This is a genomic window from Flavobacterium tructae (genome assembly GCF_001853485.1).
Lineage (GTDB): Bacteria > Bacteroidota > Bacteroidia > Flavobacteriales > Flavobacteriaceae > Flavobacterium > Flavobacterium tructae.
Genome location: NZ_MIKE01000011.1, coordinates 374,814 through 392,586, shown reverse-complemented (window position 1 = coordinate 392,586; position 17,773 = coordinate 374,814). Strand labels below are relative to the sequence as shown.

At 35.7% G+C, this 17,773-nt stretch carries 18 protein-coding genes; 6 read left to right on the top strand and 12 right to left on the bottom strand.

What is annotated here, in order from left to right:
• The first annotated feature begins 280 nt into the window (after positions 1-280).
• The 3 genes from BHE19_RS03690 (at position 281) to BHE19_RS03680 (ending at position 2,461) form a co-directional block, all read left to right on the top strand.
• Entirely contained in the window at positions 281-733 is a 453-nt protein-coding gene (locus BHE19_RS03690) for a toxin-antitoxin system YwqK family antitoxin (RefSeq protein WP_233431353.1), read from the top strand.
• Positions 734-869: 136 nt separating this feature from the next.
• Positions 870-1,241 (top strand): BlaI/MecI/CopY family transcriptional regulator, encoded by a 372-nt coding sequence (locus BHE19_RS03685; RefSeq protein ID WP_017494735.1) that lies wholly within the window; start codon positions 870-872, stop codon positions 1,239-1,241.
• The gene (locus BHE19_RS03680; RefSeq protein ID WP_070906026.1) at positions 1,238-2,461 is read left to right on the top strand and encodes a M56 family metallopeptidase; all 1,224 of its coding nucleotides are present in this window, start codon (positions 1,238-1,240) and stop codon (positions 2,459-2,461) included. The genes BHE19_RS03685 and BHE19_RS03680 overlap by 4 nt, the downstream gene beginning before the upstream one ends.
• A gap of 210 nt (positions 2,462-2,671) precedes the next feature.
• On the opposite strand, the gene BHE19_RS03675 is transcribed toward BHE19_RS03680, so the two are convergent.
• On the bottom strand, positions 2,672-4,036 hold the full coding sequence (locus BHE19_RS03675) for a saccharopine dehydrogenase family protein (protein ID WP_070906025.1): 1,365 nt from the start codon (positions 4,034-4,036) through the stop codon (positions 2,672-2,674).
• Positions 4,037-4,229: 193 nt separating this feature from the next.
• Between BHE19_RS03675 and BHE19_RS03670 the strand changes: the two genes are divergently transcribed.
• Positions 4,230-4,616, top strand: coding sequence for a DUF423 domain-containing protein (locus BHE19_RS03670; RefSeq protein ID WP_070906024.1), 387 nt, complete (start codon positions 4,230-4,232; stop codon positions 4,614-4,616).
• A gap of 301 nt (positions 4,617-4,917) precedes the next feature.
• On the top strand, positions 4,918-6,522 hold the full coding sequence (pckA, locus tag BHE19_RS03665; protein ID WP_017494739.1) for a phosphoenolpyruvate carboxykinase (ATP): 1,605 nt from the start codon (positions 4,918-4,920) through the stop codon (positions 6,520-6,522).
• A 167-nt stretch (positions 6,523-6,689) separates the two neighbouring features.
• On the opposite strand, the gene BHE19_RS03660 is transcribed toward pckA, so the two are convergent.
• Together BHE19_RS03660 and BHE19_RS03655 are read right to left on the bottom strand one after the other, a co-directional pair.
• Positions 6,690-7,748, bottom strand: coding sequence for a phytase (locus BHE19_RS03660; RefSeq protein WP_070906564.1), 1,059 nt, complete (start codon positions 7,746-7,748; stop codon positions 6,690-6,692).
• Positions 7,749-7,823: 75 nt separating this feature from the next.
• Positions 7,824-10,634, bottom strand: coding sequence for a TonB-dependent receptor (locus tag BHE19_RS03655; protein WP_070906023.1), 2,811 nt, complete (start codon positions 10,632-10,634; stop codon positions 7,824-7,826).
• Between the two features lie 269 nt (positions 10,635-10,903).
• Here BHE19_RS03655 and BHE19_RS03650 point away from each other — a divergent pair, with 269 nt between their 5' ends.
• Positions 10,904-12,004: a DUF4407 domain-containing protein gene (locus BHE19_RS03650; RefSeq protein ID WP_070906022.1), complete on the top strand. Its 1,101-nt coding sequence runs from the start codon at positions 10,904-10,906 to the stop codon at positions 12,002-12,004.
• Positions 12,005-12,127: 123 nt separating this feature from the next.
• Here the strand turns inward: BHE19_RS03650 and BHE19_RS03645 are convergent, their stop codons facing one another.
• The 9 genes from BHE19_RS03645 to BHE19_RS03605 form a co-directional block, all read right to left on the bottom strand.
• Complete coding sequence (locus tag BHE19_RS03645; RefSeq protein ID WP_070906021.1) at positions 12,128-12,835, bottom strand: PH domain-containing protein; 708 nt, start codon at positions 12,833-12,835, stop codon at positions 12,128-12,130.
• A 71-nt stretch (positions 12,836-12,906) separates the two neighbouring features.
• Positions 12,907-13,278, bottom strand: coding sequence for an MmcQ/YjbR family DNA-binding protein (locus BHE19_RS03640; protein WP_017494743.1), 372 nt, complete (start codon positions 13,276-13,278; stop codon positions 12,907-12,909).
• An 8-nt stretch (positions 13,279-13,286) separates the two neighbouring features.
• Entirely contained in the window at positions 13,287-13,637 is a 351-nt protein-coding gene (locus BHE19_RS03635; protein ID WP_070906020.1) for a DUF4260 domain-containing protein, read from the bottom strand.
• Entirely contained in the window at positions 13,634-14,035 is a 402-nt protein-coding gene (locus BHE19_RS03630; RefSeq protein ID WP_070906019.1) for a GNAT family N-acetyltransferase, read from the bottom strand. Before BHE19_RS03630 ends, BHE19_RS03635 begins: the two co-directional genes overlap by 4 nt.
• A gap of 29 nt (positions 14,036-14,064) precedes the next feature.
• Entirely contained in the window at positions 14,065-14,859 is a 795-nt protein-coding gene (locus BHE19_RS03625; protein ID WP_070906018.1) for a cyclase family protein, read from the bottom strand.
• A gap of 90 nt (positions 14,860-14,949) precedes the next feature.
• Positions 14,950-16,107 (bottom strand): radical SAM family heme chaperone HemW, encoded by a 1,158-nt coding sequence (hemW, locus tag BHE19_RS03620; protein ID WP_070906017.1) that lies wholly within the window; start codon positions 16,105-16,107, stop codon positions 14,950-14,952.
• A 78-nt stretch (positions 16,108-16,185) separates the two neighbouring features.
• A complete protein-coding gene (locus tag BHE19_RS03615) occupies positions 16,186-16,557 on the bottom strand; it encodes a four helix bundle protein (RefSeq protein ID WP_070906016.1) in 372 nt (123 codons plus the stop codon).
• 55 nt (positions 16,558-16,612) lie between these two features.
• Positions 16,613-17,167 (bottom strand): crossover junction endodeoxyribonuclease RuvC, encoded by a 555-nt coding sequence (gene ruvC, locus BHE19_RS03610; RefSeq protein WP_083342461.1) that lies wholly within the window; start codon positions 17,165-17,167, stop codon positions 16,613-16,615.
• A 41-nt stretch (positions 17,168-17,208) separates the two neighbouring features.
• Positions 17,209-17,769 carry a hypothetical protein gene (locus BHE19_RS03605; RefSeq protein ID WP_070906015.1) on the bottom strand — a complete coding sequence of 187 codons (561 nt, stop codon included), beginning with the start codon at positions 17,767-17,769 and terminating at the stop codon, positions 17,209-17,211.
• Between the last annotated feature and the right edge of the window lie 4 nt (positions 17,770-17,773).

The following is a 17,773-nucleotide window of genomic DNA, read 5'->3' as shown; positions in this document are numbered from 1 at the left end:
CGTGGCGGATGGGTTTTCGGCTAAATGGGGAGATACCGCCTCTATTCCTAACGCATAAGAGAGGTGGTAAAGGTTCAAAGCTCCAGCTAAAGCTGGAGGCAATTCAAATTTTGTCTCTCTGTGGCTATGTGCCTTTGCCACTTTGAACCTCCAAAAAGTAAATCCTCAGAACCTTAGTATCTTAGAATCTCAGCACCTTTCAAAAAAAACCCTTGCATATTAAAAAAATAACTCTACATTTGTAGAGTAACATCTATAATTGTAGAGTTAAAATAGTCAAATGAAGCAACTGGTAATCTTGTTATTTTGTGGAGTAATGCTTTTTGGATGCAAAAGTAAACCAATCAATCAGATTGTGGATAAGAAAAGGGAAGGTACCTGGATTGACAATTACAAGCAGGACAGTACAGTTTATAAATCGTTTGAATATTACAAACACGATCAGCCAATAAAAAAGTGGAAATCATATATCAATGGAAAAATTTATAAAACAGAGAAATATAAAAATGGAATCTGCCTTGTAAAGTATTATTACGAAAACGGAAAAGTACAATCGAAGGGAAAAACAAAAATCGAAGTCAATTCGGTAGAAACGCACTGGTTTTATTTCGGTGATTGGAAGTTTTATTCGGATAAAGGGAAATTAGTCGAAGTTAAAAAATACGATAACGGTGAATTGGTTTCGGAACGGATGGTGGAGAATCAAGAGAATAGAATCAAGAGAATAGAGTAAAGAGAATAGAATAAAGAAGAAAGAGTATAGAATTAGTGTGGCATGCAGTGGGAATCATTAAAATCATTTTAATCTGTGGCAAAAAAAAACTCAGCAACTTAGAATCTTAGCAACTCAGAACCTTAAAAAGAAAAAAATGCAATTATCAAACTCAGAAGAACAATTAATGGAGCATCTCTGGAAGCTTGAAAAGGCTTTTATGAAAGATTTGCTTGAAGCGTATCCGGAGCCAAAACCGGCAACAACAACTGTTGCAACGCTTTTGAAACGAATGATCGATAAAAAATTCGTAGCTTATAATGAATTCGGAAATTCAAGAGAATACTATCCGTTAGTGAAAAAAACAGCTTATTTCTCTAAACATGTCAACGGGTTAATTAGTAATTTTTTTAATAATTCGGCTTCTCAATTTGCTTCGTTTTTTACAACGGAAACCGATTTGTCAACATCGGAATTAGAAGAACTCAGAAAAATAATTGATTCACAGATTCAAAAAAAGAAAAAATGATAAGCTATCTTTTAAAATCAGGAATGCTGCTTTTGATTTTTTATGCAGTGTATAAAATGGTATTGGAAAACGAAAAAATGTTTCGTTTTAATCGTGCGTATTTGCTGGTGAGTTTGGTTTTTAGCTTTGTAATTCCACTGCAAATTATCTCAATTGGATCTTTTGTTACAGATAGAATTGGGTTGGTTCAATTGAATGAATTGGTACTCGAGAGAAGTACTGAACGGCTTAATACAATCTCGGCCAATGACTTTCTGTTGGTTTTGATCGTAGTGCTTTATGGTACTGTGTTTTTTATTTTGATGGCTCGCTTTGTATGGAATCTTATTTCATTTTTTAAGAAGATGCAAAGCAATGAGATACAGTTTGTAAATGGACAAAAAATGGTACTGGTTCAGGAACCGGGCTTGCCATACTCTTTTTGGGAGTCTATTTTTATTAATAAGGCAGAATTCGAAAACGGTAAGATTCCATCAGAATTAATAGCACACGAGAATGCGCATTTAAGACAAAGGCATACTTTGGATGTTCTTTTTATTGAGCTGCTGCAGATTGTTTTTTGGTTTAATCCATTGCTTTTTCTGTATAAAAAAGCGATTAAACTGAATCATGAATTTCTGGCTGATGAGGCTGTAAATGTTCGATTTGGTGAGGTTAAAAGCTATCAATATTTATTGCTTGATTTTGCTTCTAATAAAAATACGGTTGCTTTGGCGAGCAACATCAATTATTTAATAACTAAAAAACGTTTACTTATGATGACCAAAAAAGAATCTCCGATTAAAATTGTGTTTAACGTATTTACTGTAGGTGCAATTTATGCCTTGTTATTGTTTGTTTTTAGTACTAAAACAATGGCTCAAAAACCGCCAATCAAAGGCGATATCAAAGAGAAAGACCTTTATGTTTTGGAAGATGTCGAGAAATTACCTGAATATCCAGGGGGCATGACAGCATTTTATAAGTTTATAGGGAAGAATTTCAAAATGCCGGCGGCAGTTGGGAAGAATAAAATCGAAGGAAAAACATATATGGAATTCACTATTGAAAAAGATGGTAGTCTTTCGGATATTAAAACAATTAAAGATGTTGGCTACGGAATAGGGAATGAGGTGACCAGAGTCTTGAAGCTTTCACCAAAATGGACAGCAGCAACTCAACAAGGTAAAGCAGTTAGGGTGCAATATCGTCTGCCAATCACGATACAGTCCGAGAAATAGGTTTTTTAAAGGTTCAAAGGTACAGAGGTTCAAAGATGCAAAGGGTTAGAGTCATTGGGTTACAAAGCTGTTTGTTCTAAAAAAAAACTTTGACTTTTTGCACCTTTGCTTCTTTGTGCCTAAGTAGAAAAAAAAATCCGCTTCTGGTTTCCAGAAGCGGATAAAATAAAAAACTAAAAAAAAAATTCTAAAAAACAAACAATCCAGATCTTAGAACAAATCCGGATTATATCCAAAATAGGGCATTTTTTGTTCGTTAAAAATAACCCCGTATTCTTCTAACTCGTTTAAAATAGGCAGGTATACTTCTTTTTTTATCGGAAGCTGTACACCCGGAGTTGTGATTTTTCCATTTAAAATTAACAGCGTTGCCATTGCAACCGGTAACCCCACAGTTTTTGCCATGGCGGTATAAGTTTGGTCGTCGCCAATGCAAACCATTTTGGAGTCAATTTGTTTTTTCTCCCCATTAAGCTCGTAACCAAATTTATGGTACATGACAATCATATCTTTATCATCTGGTTCTAAAGACCAGCTGTCGGATAATATTTTCTCTAATATCTGTGCCGGAGTGGCATTAGGCAGGTTTACTTTTTTGTTTGGATTAAAAAGATCCAGCTCTAAAAGTTTGTCCCACATAATATCGTCCTGATCAATTTTTAGAATCAGACGGGTTTTGATTTCTGCCGAATCGGTTGGGTGATACGGTAAAAAGGAATTCACGAATTGACGGTAACTCATGTTCTCAGAATCTTCCATGATATAACTATCGTCTGTCATGCCCAATTGTACAAACATATTCCATGCTTTCGAAAAACCAACTCTTCTAATGGTTCCGCGGTACAGAGTCAGGACATTGTCTAGGCCGTAAACCGATTTATATTTAAGAGAATCGCGATTGGAATAAGCTTCAAATTTCCCGTAGCCTTCGACTTCCAGAAATTCGGTGCGTCGAAATAAAGCGCTGTAGGGTATGTATTTATAAGTGCCTTCCTGAATGAATTTTGCGGCACCGCCCTGTCCGGCCAGAACTACATTTCGTGGAGCCCAGGTAAATTTGTAATTCCATAAATTATTGTCGGATTCGGGAGCAACTAAGCCGCCGCAGAACGATTCAAAAAGCAGCATTTTTCCACCTTTGGCTCTGATTTCATCAATGACTTTCATGGCGCTCATGTGATCGATCCCGGGATCGAGACCAATTTCATTCATGAAAACCAGATTGTTTTTCTTTGCCTCCTCGTCAAGTGCCTGCATGGCGTCACTAATATAAGAAGCGGTAACCAGGTGTTTTTTAAATTCAAGACAATCTTTTGCGATTTCGATATGTAAATGAGCTGGCAGCATCGAGATTACTATAGAGGCTTTTTCGATGGCCGCTTTTCTTTCTTCAGTATCAAAAATATTTAAAGCAATTGGAGTGGCATTAGGGTGTTTCTGTGTTTTCTTTTCGGCTAAGGCCAAAGAAAGATCTGCTACAACGAGGTGTAGGTTTTCGCTTTCTGATTTTGCCAATAAATAACGAATTAAGGACGATGCAGATCTGCCGGCTCCAATGATTAAAATGCTTCTCATATTTTATATTTATAACACAAATATATTAAAATGTTAAATATATAACAATTTTAATTTCGGAAAAATATTGGATATTTTTTTTTAATGCCAAAAAAATGGAAATTATTTTTAATGATAAATATTTTTCAAAACTAAAATGCTTTTTAAGGACTATTGAAGTATTTTTGTATGAAAATCGAAAGTTATAGAAAATATGAAAAGAAGAATTGTTTTGGCAGGTGCTTTTATGGGAATGTTAGCGATCATTTTAGGCGCTTTTGGTGCACATTTACTGAAGAAATACTTGTCTATAGAAGAATTAAACACTTTTGAAGTTGGTGTTCGTTACCAAATGTATCATGCCTTATTTTTACTTTTTCTTTCGACCCGAAAAGATATCGCCGAGAAAATGGTGAAAACAATCTACAATTTGGTTGTTGCCGGGGTATTGCTTTTTAGCGGATCTATCTATATGTTAGCCACTAAAAGCCTCACGGTTTTTGATTTTAAAATTATCGTATTCGCAACTCCAGTAGGTGGTTTTTTATTAATTATTGCCTGGGCGTTATTATTTGTTACGATTTTGAGGAGAAAATCATAAAATACCGAATAAAAAATTCTATCTAAAAATTAATCTTTAATTTTGTCTCATAAATAACATATAATCTTGTTTATGTGAGTTTCTATTGTTTTTTGCTTTAATGCATAAATAATATAACAAATTCATTTAGAGGGTTATAGAAAAATGAATTAGAGGCATTTATTTTTTGTTTTATTCATTTTAGGAGTTTAAATTTTAACTAATTAGCATAAATAAAAGTGAAATTTAAATTTTTTTAAAGGTTTAATAATAAATTATATAATTTTGCATTCTCTTAAACATCACACACAACTAAAAATTTATGGACAGTCACACAGTTTTCACGCAATCGATTTCGCTGAAAGAATTAGGAATTGAAAATGCAAAGGTTCGATATCAACTATCTGCAGATGAATTACATGCGATCACTTTGCAATCAGGTCAAGGTGTTGAGAACTCCACGGGAGCATTGGCAATTAATACAGGCGAATTTACAGGACGTTCTCCTCAGGATCGTTATATTGTAAAAGATAGTATTACCGGAGATCAGGTTTGGTGGGGAAATGTTAACATTTCTTTTGAACCGGATGCTTTTGAAAGATTATACAATAAGGTAACACAGTATTTATCAAATAAAGAAGTTTTTGTTCGCGATTCTTATGTTTGTTCTGATGCTAATTACAGATTAAATGTTCGTGTTGTTACTGAAACAGCATGGTCTAATTTGTTTTGTTACAATATGTTTTTAAGACCGGAAGAGTCAGAATTGACTAATTTTACTCCGGAATGGACTGTAGTTTGTGCTCCGGGTTTTATGGCAGATCCTGCTGTAGACGGAACGCGTCAGTCTAATTTTGCTATTTTAGATTTTACTAAAAAGATCGCACTTATTGGAGGAACAGGGTATACAGGAGAAATGAAAAAAGGGATTTTCTCTGCATTAAACTTCATCTTACCGGTTTTCAAAAATACTTTACCAATGCACTGTAGTGCGAATGTTGGTGAAAAAGGAGATACTGCAATTTTCTTCGGATTATCAGGAACAGGAAAAACTACTTTATCAGCAGATCCGCAACGTAAGTTAATCGGAGACGATGAACACGGCTGGACTGCAGAAAATACAGTTTTCAACTTTGAAGGGGGATGTTATGCAAAAGTAATTAACCTTACAGAAGAAAATGAACCGGACATTTTTAGAGCGATCAAAAAAGGAGCGCTTTTAGAAAATGTGGTTTTCAAACCGGGAACAAACGAGGTAGATTATGATGATGTTTCCATCACTCAAAATACACGTGTAAGTTACCCAATTACTCATATCGACAATATTCAGCCAGGTTCTATTGGACATAATCCTAAGAATATATTTTTCTTAACGGCAGATTCTTTCGGAATTTTGCCTCCAATCTCAAAACTGACTCCTGGACAGGCTGCTTACTATTTTATCTCAGGATATACAGCTAAAGTTGCCGGAACAGAAGCAGGGGTTACAGAGCCTCAGCCTAATTTCTCAGCTTGTTTTGGAGCACCATTCATGCCGTTACACCCAACACGTTACGCAGAAATGCTAACTAAAAAAATGGAAGAAGCTAACGTAACAGTTTGGTTGATCAATACAGGTTGGACAGGTGGTCCTTACGGAACAGGAAGCCGTATGAAGTTGAAATACACTCGTGCCATGATTACCGCTGCCTTAAACGGAGAATTGGATAACGTAAACTTTAAAAATCATAAAGTATTTGGAATTGCACAACCTGAAACCTGTCCAAATGTTCCAAATGAAATTTTAGATCCTAGAAATACTTGGGAAGATCCTGAGTTGTACGACAAAAAAGCAGTTGAATTGGCTCAGAAATTTAAAGCTAATTTCGCGAAATTTGAAGAATTTGCTAATGCCGAAATTTTGGCTGGCGCACCGATCATAGAATAAGGAAGATTACTAATTCAAACTAAAAAAAGCTGTTCGTTATGAACAGCTTTTTTGTTTCTTTAAGTTTGTGAAATGTAAGTTGTGAAATGTGACAAGACTTATAAAATTCCGGGTTTTATGGTTTAGCAAAAACATGAAACATGAAACATGAAACATGAAGCAAAAAGCTATTTCCTTCCTTCATCAATACGTTTCTGGATCAAATCCCAGGCATAGTAGTGAAAAGTCATCCCGTTGCTCATCGCTACGAAAAGGCCATTTTTAAAGCTTCCGCCTAGATTGATGCTGGTAACATCGGCACCATCACATTCAATAGTCGATGTTGGAATTTCTGCTAAAAGCGGGTAGCTATTCGGATTGCCATTTGCTCCTTCTCTCGGGTACACCATAAAAGTGTTTGCTTGCTGGTTGGAAACCAGAATGTATCCGGTAGAATCTGTTTTCTTGTAAATCGCGATTCCTTCGTTATCTCCTTTAAAACCAGTTTTTCCAAAAATCGCGAGTTCTTTGTTGTCGTTTAAGGCAGGATCGGCTTTGTATTTTCTGATTCCGAATTGTTCGTCGCAATAGAGGATAGTTCCTAATTCATTATCTACTGCAATAGCTTCGATTTCTTTCTTCCCGCTGTAGGCACCAAACTTTCGAACGACTTTTGCTGTAGCAAATTTTCCATTTCCTGAAAGTTCGTATTGCCATAAATAGCTTCCCGATGGTCCAGATTTTCTGCCTACAATAGCAAAGATTTTGCCATCAGTTTTTCGGGTATACAAAGCAATTCCCATTGGATCACGTAATTCTTCACCCTCGAAAACAGCGATTCCACCATTGTCAATTGCTTTTAAATCAGGTAAACTAAAGATTCTTATTTTGTTTGATTCACGTTCTGTAGTAACAGCAACATCAACTTTTTTTCCATCTACGATTAAGCCATAAGCGATATCAACATTGTTCGGGCGTTTTAGCACTTCAGATTTTGCAATGATTTTTCCCTTTAAATCAAAAGCGTACAAAGCACCGTCTGTATCTTTATCTGTTCCTATAATAATGCTTTTCGAAGAATCAGTTGGGTGAATCCAGATCGCAGGATCATCTGTATCGTGAGGCAAGGCTTCAGTAACAACGGTTGGTTTTACAGCATTTGCAGCTACGGGTGCCAGTTTGTCTTCTTTACAAGCGATGAATAAAGTGCTTAAAAGTATAAAGGCGAGTATCGTTTTATTTTTCATTATTGATTCGATTTTTAATACCATTAGACAGAACTGTTAGGTTCTGTCTAATGTAAGGATTTTAGGTGTAAATTATTATAAGTCAAGTTTCAAGCCGAAATTGTATCGGGCCTGATAGTACTCTGCTTGTTTGGTATGTGTCTTAACTCCCTGATAGTAGCGCAAAGGCTGATTGGTCAAGTTGTTGGCTTCAGCAAAAAGACGAAGCTTTGATGTAATTTTGAATGAAGCGTTTGCGTCTAAGAAAAATTGTTTGTCGTAATAACTGTCTTTATAAGATTCTGAACCCAATTCATCTAAATAATCTGAAGTGAAATTGGTTGAAACTCTGGCAGAAAAACGTTTGTTTTCCCACGATAATGAGCCGTTAAACATATGCGGTGTGGTTCCCGGAAGGCTAATATTGTTTCTTTCGTTTCCATCTTCATCAGCGATTCCTTTTGCTTTAGATTTGGTGTAGGTGTAGTTCAGATAAATACCAAATCCTTTAAGGAATTTCCCAGGAAGGAAATCCAACTGACGCTGAAAAGCAACTTCAAAGCCATAAACATCAACAGTATCTCCGTTTCTTGATTGTAAAAATGACCAGTTTTCACCTGCCGGAATTGGATTTGCCTGGTTTGGGAAATCAGCAGCAAATTTTGCAGCGGTGTACTGGTTGTCGCTATAATTGTAAATGAAATTTTCCAGTTTTTTATAGAAAACACCTCCAGAAATTAATCCGACAGATTTGAAATAGTTTTCGGCCATGAAATCATAATTGTACGAGTAAGTGGCGTCAAGATCTGGATTTCCGGCTGTAATTTCTTTTTCGGCAGCAATATTGTTTACATACGGAGCCAGAGCATAGTAGTCCGGTCTGGCCAAAGCTGTTGTAGCGGCAGCTCTTAAAACTAAATCTTTGGTCGCGTTGTATTGGAATGAAATACTTGGCAATAAATTAGTGTAAGAGTTGGTCGTGTTGATTTGACTTTCTAATTTTTCTTCATCCAAAACACGGTTTCCGGTATAATCAATATGAGTGTTTTCTACTCGAAAACCTAAAACCATAGAGAGTTTATCGTTAAAATCCTGATCCCATCTTACATAAGCGGCATAAATGTTTTCTTTAGCATTAAAATTTACGGCTAAGAATTCTGATGGATCTGCTTTTTTGTTGAATAACGCCGCGTTGTTTAAATCTAAACTTCCTAAAAAGTTAGCCGAAGCAAAACTACCCGGAACATATTTACTTCCCGGATTAAAGTTTTGACCGTCATAGAGACTGTTAGGAATCTGCGACAGCAAGGCCATATCAGTATTGATTGGTGTGTAGGCAAAGAAATTGTTGTTTCTTTCTTTTTCTTTCAATCGAAGTCGGAGTCCGGTTCTTAATCTACCTTTTTGAGATGGTATAATAGTAAATGGGAAACGGATATTAATTTTTGCTCCAAATTCACTTTCGCTGGTTTCATTTGTATTTTCGGTAGCCGTTTGGAACTTGAATTTGTCCAGAGACTCTCCGGTGGTTGCGATTAACGGAAATTCGATATCAGATAGATTCTGAGTTAAGTCCAAACCTTTTTGACGGTATTCGATATAACGTTCTTCCGGACGGTATTCTCTGGCTTTTGCATAGTTAGCCGACCAGTCCAAATCTAGTTTAGAGTGGATTAAATGTTCTCCACGAATCGAATAATTCTGAACACGTTGGTCTTCTAAACGGCTGTTTTTATTACGATTATTGTCAGATCCGCCTTTGGTTTGACGTTTTACACGGCCTTTAAAAGCTGTAATTTGTCCACCATTATAAATGGGCTGAATATCATCGTAAGTAGTTCTGAAACGATTTTCTCTATCGTCTCTCCAGTTGTAAATGGCATTGGCAAAAATGGTGTTATTTTCATCAAATTTGTAATCTAATGCCACAGATCCACTGCGACGAATACGCTGTACATCGTATTTTCTAATCTCAGATGCCTGTAAGTATTCATTTCCGAATTTATCTTTTACCCATTCGTTCTCAATATTATCAGATCCGTAATTCACATTGTTATAAGATCCGCTGAACACGGCCCCCAGTTTATTGTCGAGAAAACGATTTCCATAAACCAATCCGGCTGTATAAGAGGCGTGTTCGCGAATTGGCAGATAACCTCCGGCCAGTGTTGCAGAAATTCTCTCTCCATTTGGTGTAGCTCTTGTGATCAGGTTTACAGAACCTCCAATAGCATCTGCATCCATATCGGAAGTTAAGGTTTTGTTGACTTCAATTGTCGAAATCATATCAGATGGAATCAAATCCATTTGTACATTTCTATTATCTCCTTCTGCTGATGGAATTCGATCTCCATTTAAGGTAACAGAGTTCAATGACGGAGCAAGTCCACGGATAATAATATTACGGGCTTCACCCTGATCGTTTTGCATCGTGATTCCCGGAACACGTTTTAAGGCATCCCCAACGTTGGCATCCGGAAAACGTCCCATTTGGTCAGAAGAGATTACGTTTCCAATGTTTTTGTTGTTTTTTTGTTGGTTCAGGGCTTTTGCCTGACCTTTTAAGATATCTCCCACCACAACTTCGTTCAATTCAGTTCCCGAAGTTTTAAGTGCAAAATCAATTACGTTGTTTTTACCCTGTTCCACTGTAATTTCTTTTGTGAGAGCCGTGTATCCAATATATTTTACTTGTAGCTGGTAAGTTCCTGCATTTATGCTAAGCAATTCAAAATGACCATTGTAATCTGTAACAGTGTATTTGTTCTCACCTACAATTTGAATCATTGCTCCCGGTAAAGGAAGTTTGTCATCTGTATCCAGCACTTTTCCTGAGATTATAGCCTTTTGAGCATAACCTGACAAGGCTAAAAACAGAAGTGTAATTACTAAATAAATTTTTTTCATTTGTGTTTTAGTTTGATTTGCTGCGAAACTAGAACCTGAATGTTATTAAAGGACTTGAAAAAAATTAACATAGTGTTATGATTCTTCGTTTACATTAAAAATAGATTAATGTTGAAATAACATTTAAATGAGAAATGTTTTTTAAGAACCCAACTTAAAAGAAATGAACTATTTAACTTAGAATTTAATTTTTTGGCGCTAAATTTGCCCTGTCAATTGAGCCCAAAGGGCGAACGGACGAAATAATCATCAATCAAAAATCATCAATCATGTTAAAACAATTTTTTATCCTTTGCTCCGGAGCCGATCGGGATCTGCTCGAAGGCTGTTCAAATGGCGAACAAACCAAATATGTTGGTATTGGCGCCACCGTTTTTTTTACTGCCGTTATGGCTTTTCTGGCCAGTGCTTATGCGCTTTTTACCGTTTTTGACTCTCTTTATCCGGCTTTAGCCTTTGGATTTGTCTGGGGCTTGCTCATCTTTAATCTGGATCGATTTATTGTTTCGACGATTAAAAAAAGAGATCGTTTTATGGATGAATTTATTCAGGCGACTCCCAGAATTATATTGGCCATTATTATAGCAATTGTAATTTCGAAACCTCTGGAAATTAAAATTTTCGAGAAAGAAATCAATACCGTTTTATTGAAGGAAAAAAATGAGATGGAATTGGCAAACAAAAAACAGGTAGGCAATTATTTCAAATCAGATTTAGATAAAAACAAGGCTGAGATTGCCGCTTTGAAAAATGATATTCTGACAAAAGAAAAAGAAGTAAATGCTTTATACTCTACTTATATTACAGAAGCTGAAGGGACTTCGGGAACGAAGAAACTGGGGAAAGGACCGGTTTATAAAGAAAAACGTGATAAACATGATGCAGCTTTAAAAGAGCTTGCAACTTTAAAGACTACTAACGAAGCAAAAATTGCCGAGAAAGAAAAAACGGGAAAACAATTACAGGCTGACTTAGATAAAAAAGTCACACAGACACAGCCAATCATTGAAGGTTTTGACGGATTAATGGCGCGCATTAATGCCTTGAATAAGTTGCCTTGGCTTCCTTCATTTTTTATCATGCTGTTGTTTTTGGCAATTGAAACTTCTCCAATTATAGCAAAATTATTAGCTCCAAAAGGGGAGTTTGATTTTAAACAGGAAGAGGCCGAAACAGCTATGAAAGCGACTTTGGAACAAAATAAATACCAGCGTGAACTATTAGTGAAAACCAGTGCCCAAATGCATGATAAGGTGTATGCTGATATTGCGGGAGACAGAGGTCTTTTTGATTTACAGCGTAAAAATGCAAAAGAGTTACTGGAGCTGCAATCGAATAGTTTTGTGGAGAAGCAGAAAGCTACTTTGTAAGTCGTAAAGTCGCAGGTCGAAAGTCATAAAGTAAAAAAGCCGGAATAGAATTTCTATTCCGGCTTTTTTGTATTATACACACAAAAGCATTAAGACTTTATGACTTTAGACTTTAAGACTAAATTACATATAGCTTAAAATCTCTTTTTTATAGGTATCATATTCCCCTTGCATGATTAAACCATTGTCAAGTAGTTTTTTATAATTCTGCAGTTTATCAAAAAGTTCTTCTTTGGATAAGTCGCTTAATTTACGTTCTCCTGTAGAAGTTGGAGCGGGTTGAATAGGTTCAAAAGTTTCATAAGGAGTAGCGGCAGCAGGCAAAATTTCGGCAAAACTGGTCACCTCTTCTGTTTCAACTTCTTCTACGTCGTCTTCAAAATTATCTTCAACGATTGGTGTTGCCTCAGTTATTGGAGTCTCAGAAGCAGCAGGATTTTTTAACAAATCCAATTGCTCTTTAGCATAAGTATAAATTTTTCTGGCCTGAGTTTTCGGAATATAATCGATTGAGATCGTCAGATCAGTTTTGGTGCCAAATGAAAATTCAGAACCTAAAATATTTTCTTTTACAAAAGTGCTCGCAATATCATCCCAGGTATAATCTGTAAAATCCATTGATAAACCTAAGTTTTTAGGTTTGCAGATAATAATACGTTTGTTGGTTAAGATTATGCTATCCGGAAAAACAGTTATTGCAGGTTTTTTTTGAACCGCAATATACCCGATTTCTTCGTTTTTCATCAATAAATCATTGAGCTTCGAAGTGATTTTTTCAATCGCTTTAGGGTCTTGTTCTTCGTTCAGAAATTTTTTAAATTGTTCTTTCATGATTGATAAGTTGCTAAGTTACATGGTAACTGAGTTGCTAGTTTTTTGGTCTTATGCTGCAAATGTAATGCCTAATTTTCTAATTCGATAATTTCATTCTGAATTTTCTTTGTCAAACTTTTGAAAACCAATTCATACGAATGATCGATTAATTCTTTAAGGAAAGCGGTTGGTAAACTTCCGTTGAGAGCGATAGTATTCCAGTGCACTTTGCTCATATGAAATCCGGGTTTGATTTCTTCATATTCGGCTCTTAGTTCCTGAGCACGTTCGGGATCACATTTTAAGTTAACCGAGGGTTCGTTTTTTTCCCATTGTGATAAGGAGGATAATGCGAACATTTTTCCGCCAACTTTAAAAACCAAAGTGTCCTCGTCAAAAGGGAAGTGCTCGCTAACTCCTTTTTTTGAAAGACAATATTCGTAGTACGTTTCCAGATTCATATTATTTTTTATTTACCAATTTCACCTAAATGTGTATACTTAAAACCTTTTTGATATTTCATACCATAACCGAAAAAACGATCCATTGCAGCATGGGAGAACAGAATGATTCCGATAAGTTGAATGTATTCTATTTTTAAATAACAACCTAAGATATAAATTATTATTGCAATTCCTTTATGGTGGAACAGGTTGTAGGATAAAGCACCAATTTTGGAATTAAATGCATAACCAATCATAGAAAAATCAGGGGCCAGAATGAAGACTAAAAACCACCACCATTGATAGTTTAAAAGGCTAAACAAATAGATTCCGAGAATAAACATTCCCAGTTCTTCAAGTTTGAGTATTGTTTTCATGATATTTTCTTTTCCATCATTTTTTCGGGATGCTGTAAGGCTGTAAAGCCAAATTTCTCGTATAAAAAGTGAGCGTCAGTGGTGGCTAATCTCCAAATCTGAATGTTTTTGAGCTGTGGGTCGTTCATCATGTGTTCTATCAAAACAGACGAATATCCTTTGCCACGTTGTTCTTCAGTAATAAAAACATCCATTACATAGCCAAAAACAACATAATCTGTAATGACTCTTGCAAAACCGATTTGTTTGTCATTAAGGTAAATGCCAAAACAAACTGAAGCATCTATCGTTGTTTGCACCTCTTCGATAGTTCTTCCGGCGGCCCAGTAAATGTCTTTCAGGAAATTTCGAATAAACGGAACATCAAGTTTGCTCTTATCTGTTGAAACTGTTATCATTTTAGAGGATCGATTTTATATTTAAGCCTTTACGTTGTAAGATTTGAAATCTTAAATAATATTGGTTTGCTTGGACTCGCATCATTTTCAAACGAAGCAATCTGGAGATTTAGTATATAGGCTCCATCTTCGATTTCATCCGAAACAAAAATCATTTCGGTAATAGTTGCGTTTAATCGTGCGTCGGAATTTAGATTGTGGGTGTCTTTTACATTCCAAAACGCCTTGTGTGCCAGTAATTTTCCCTCATCATGTTCTCTGTCAACACTTGGTAAGTCAATCAATAAATGCTGAATTTCGCTTTCACGGATGAAAATTGCCGCTTCTTCTGATAAATAGGGCGGATTGGTATTGGAATATTTTGTTGATTTTTTTGAAATCTGATTTGGAAGCGTTCTAATAATTAAAGCTTCAATTGTTCTGGTGGGCGAAGTCGAGGTATTTGTCCCATTGAGCGAAGTCGAAATGTGTTCTTTTGTAATTACCAAATCATCACCCATTTTTTCGGGTTCGACTGTAATCAGTTGGGCAGTAAAGAAAAATTGCTTTAAGCACTGATTGATACTGAAAAAATCATTCGTAATATGTCCCAAACACTCTGTATGCGTTCCATGGCCATGAGGGTTGAAGAAAATATTATTGAAATTAGTAGATGATTTCCCTTTAGACACCTTTCCAATCCAGTCACCAAAAACGACCGGTTCAATGACTGGTTTTTCGATGTACCAGGCAATCGGGTTTTCATCAGTATTGGTTAACGGAATTGAAATATCAATGGGTTTTGATAAGTCGATTTGATATTTGCCTTCAATAAGTGCTAGCATAATGGAACACGGATTTTACAGATATTCTAACGCGGATTTTTGCGGATTTTTATCAGCGTTGCTTGCATCCGTTTTATCAGCGTTCAATTTTTATTCTTCCAAATTTAAATAAAATAAATCTGAAGCTATTCCATCCGTTAAAAATTTTCCTTTTAAAGTTGGCCTAAGAATATTGTTTTCAATTGAAAGTAAATCATCTGTTAAGAATTTTTGAGATTGTTTTAGTAAATAATTCAAATATTCCGATCCGAATTCGTTTTCAATTCTTTCCAGAGAAACGCCCCAAATGGTTCGTAGCCCTGTCATAATATATTCATTATAACGATCTGAAACAGTTAGAATTTCCGTTTCAATAGGAAGCTCATCATGCTGAATTGCTTTTAGATACAAAGCGTTATTTGCAATATTCCACCCTCTTTTGTGGCCGTCAAAACTATGAGCCGAAGGTCCGATTCCAATGTATTTTTTGCCAAGCCAATATGCCGAATTGTTTTTGGAGAAGTAACCTTCCTTTCCAAAATTGGATAATTCGTAGTGAATAAAACCATTTTTCTGAAGTATATCAACCAGAATCATAAAATGATTGGAAGCTGCTTCGTCTTGTGGTTCTGCAATTTTACCGGTGTCAATTAGTTTTTTTAAAGCCGTTTTGGGTTCCACTGTCAAAGCATAACTTGAAATATGAGGAATCCCGAAGCTTAAAGCGGTTTCAATATTTTGTTTCCACATTTCGTCAGTCATTCCCGGAATTCCGTAAATCAGATCGAGCGAAATATTATCGAAATATTTTGTTGCTTCTTCTAAACATTTTTTGGCTTCCACCGAATTATGAGCGCGGTTCATCATCTTTAAATCGTCTTCATAAAAAGACTGAATTCCAATGCTTAAACGGTTTATAGGGCTTTTTGATAATTCCAGAATACGCTCGGGAGATAAATCGTCGGGATTGGCTTCGAGCGTGATCTCCGGATTTTCTGCAACATTGTAATTCTTGTAAACGGTCTCGATTAAAAAGTTGATCTCATCATTACTCAAAACGGACGGGGTCCCGCCGCCAAAATAAATGGTCTCTATTTGATTGTCGCTTCGAGCGGAGTCAGTAAGGTTCAATTCATTTTTTCGAAGGATAATTTCTTTGGCTAAAGCCAAAACCATCTCGTCTTTCTTTTTCATTGAAGTCGAAAAATGAAAGTCGCAATAGTGACAAGCCTGCTTGCAAAAAGGGATATGGATGTAGATGCCGCTCATTTATAGTATTCAGTGTTCAGATTTTCAGTGTTCAGGTTTTTAACTTTAAAAGATGAGTATTAAGCAGATGAATACTGCTTACTCTTTTTTAACTCCAAATTTTTCAGGATTTAGAAGCATATAGTTAATTAGTTTTCCTATTTCAGTACTCTCAGAGAGGAGTTCTTTGTATAGATCGCTAGAAATATATTTACAGGCAAAAGCAAATTCCAACCAAACTTGTGTTTCTGAATTTTCTCCATCAGAGTCAGTTAACTTGCTGTAAAAGTGCTTAGGATAAATCCTCTTTCGATATGCCTCAGCAATAGTTACAGGAACACTTCGTGAAGAGCGTCTAATTTGATCGGTCAATGAGTATATCTCTTCTTTTGGAAATGATTTTGAAATTTCAAATATTTTCATTGCTAAAGAAAAAGATTTTTTATAAGCTAATAAATCTTGAAATGTCATCCGGTATTATTTATTGTTTAAAAAACTGAACACTAAAAAGTTGATCACTGATCACTTATTTTTTAACTCGTTCTTCATTTTGTTTCACAAAAGCATCCCAACCCGAATAACTTTTACCGGCAATAACTTTACCGGAATTAAAATGATGACAAACGGCAGCCGCAAGACCATCTGTTGAGTCGAGGTTTTTGGGTAATTCTTTTAGCCCAAGAAGCTGCTGGAGCATTTTTGCGACCTGTTCTTTACTGGCATTTCCGTTTCCGGTAATCGCCATTTTAATCTTTTTAGGTTCGTACTCAGTGATAGGAATCCCTCTCGAGAGTCCCGCTGCCATTGCGACACCCTGTGCACGCCCCAATTTCAGCATCGATTGAACGTTTTTGCCAAAGAAAGGAGCTTCAATCGCAATTTCGTCCGGATGGTGTGTTTCTATTAGTTCGATGGTACGCTCAAATATGATTTTTAATTTTTGGTAATGATTGTCGTATTTGGATAATTGCAGTTCGTTAAGCTGCAGAAATTCCATTTTTTTATTGGTGACTTTAATTAATCCGAAACCCATAATTGTCGTTCCGGGGTCAATACCTAATATGATGCGTTCTTTTGTCAAGTTTTTTTGTTTCAGGTTTGATGTTTCACGTTCAAAGTTTATCAGCTTAGATGCCCTTTTGTTAATATTACATTTTGTTCTTTATTCAGTATTTCTATTGATTGACAGATACTGTTGTATAAATTCCAAAACTTATCTTCGAAATCATCTTCTTGTTTTAATATATTTTCGGTTTCAGAATTGTCTTCGTTATTTAAAATTGTACCATGACTTTCATAATAGGATGTCAAAAGAGTTCCGTTATCTGCTAAAACCCATCTGCAAGTGGCAATCCAGGGATCAACGAAAAAATAATAAACTTTTGTATTAAGCTCTTTCGAAAGAAATAATGTCATTTGCTTTGTTTCTTCAAAATCCCAAACATTCCATATTAGATAACTCCATTCATTAATTTGGTCAAATAACATAAATGGTTTTGTGGTTTTGCTTGAACTTTCATCAGATAAAAATGACCAATCGAATTTTTCATCAAATTCTACAACCTTGGTACTGGATGCTTTTAAAACCTCTAATATTGAACTTTTTGTTACGTTTTCTATGCAAAAATGATGATTTACCAGCGAGCTAATTAAATTTCGCTTTTTATTTCCTGATTCTAACATTTCA

Excerpts from the sequence above, each read along its gene's own strand:
- BHE19_RS03605 (WP_070906015.1), bottom strand. The coding sequence starts at position 17,769 with ATGTTAGAATCAGGAAATAAAAAGCGAAATTTAATTAGCTCGCTGGTA.
- BHE19_RS03655 (WP_070906023.1), bottom strand. The coding sequence starts at position 10,634 with ATGAAAAAAATTTATTTAGTAATTACACTTCTGTTTTTAGCCTTGTCA.
- BHE19_RS03625 (WP_070906018.1), bottom strand. The coding sequence starts at position 14,859 with ATGCTAGCACTTATTGAAGGCAAATATCAAATCGACTTATCAAAACCC.
- BHE19_RS03660 (WP_070906564.1), bottom strand. The coding sequence starts at position 7,748 with ATGAAAAATAAAACGATACTCGCCTTTATACTTTTAAGCACTTTATTC.
- BHE19_RS03645 (WP_070906021.1), bottom strand. The coding sequence starts at position 12,835 with ATGAAAGAACAATTTAAAAAATTTCTGAACGAAGAACAAGACCCTAAA.
- BHE19_RS03630 (WP_070906019.1), bottom strand. The coding sequence starts at position 14,035 with ATGATAACAGTTTCAACAGATAAGAGCAAACTTGATGTTCCGTTTATT.
- hemW (WP_070906017.1), bottom strand. The coding sequence starts at position 16,107 with ATGAGCGGCATCTACATCCATATCCCTTTTTGCAAGCAGGCTTGTCAC.
- pckA (WP_017494739.1), top strand. The coding sequence starts at position 4,918 with ATGGACAGTCACACAGTTTTCACGCAATCGATTTCGCTGAAAGAATTA.
- BHE19_RS03690 (WP_233431353.1), top strand. The coding sequence starts at position 281 with ATGAAGCAACTGGTAATCTTGTTATTTTGTGGAGTAATGCTTTTTGGA.
- BHE19_RS03685 (WP_017494735.1), top strand. The coding sequence starts at position 870 with ATGCAATTATCAAACTCAGAAGAACAATTAATGGAGCATCTCTGGAAG.
- BHE19_RS03635 (WP_070906020.1), bottom strand. The coding sequence starts at position 13,637 with ATGAAAACAATACTCAAACTTGAAGAACTGGGAATGTTTATTCTCGGA.
- BHE19_RS03670 (WP_070906024.1), top strand. The coding sequence starts at position 4,230 with ATGAAAAGAAGAATTGTTTTGGCAGGTGCTTTTATGGGAATGTTAGCG.
- BHE19_RS03675 (WP_070906025.1), bottom strand. The coding sequence starts at position 4,036 with ATGAGAAGCATTTTAATCATTGGAGCCGGCAGATCTGCATCGTCCTTA.
- BHE19_RS03650 (WP_070906022.1), top strand. The coding sequence starts at position 10,904 with ATGTTAAAACAATTTTTTATCCTTTGCTCCGGAGCCGATCGGGATCTG.
- BHE19_RS03680 (WP_070906026.1), top strand. The coding sequence starts at position 1,238 with ATGATAAGCTATCTTTTAAAATCAGGAATGCTGCTTTTGATTTTTTAT.
- BHE19_RS03615 (WP_070906016.1), bottom strand. The coding sequence starts at position 16,557 with ATGACATTTCAAGATTTATTAGCTTATAAAAAATCTTTTTCTTTAGCA.
- BHE19_RS03640 (WP_017494743.1), bottom strand. The coding sequence starts at position 13,278 with ATGAATCTGGAAACGTACTACGAATATTGTCTTTCAAAAAAAGGAGTT.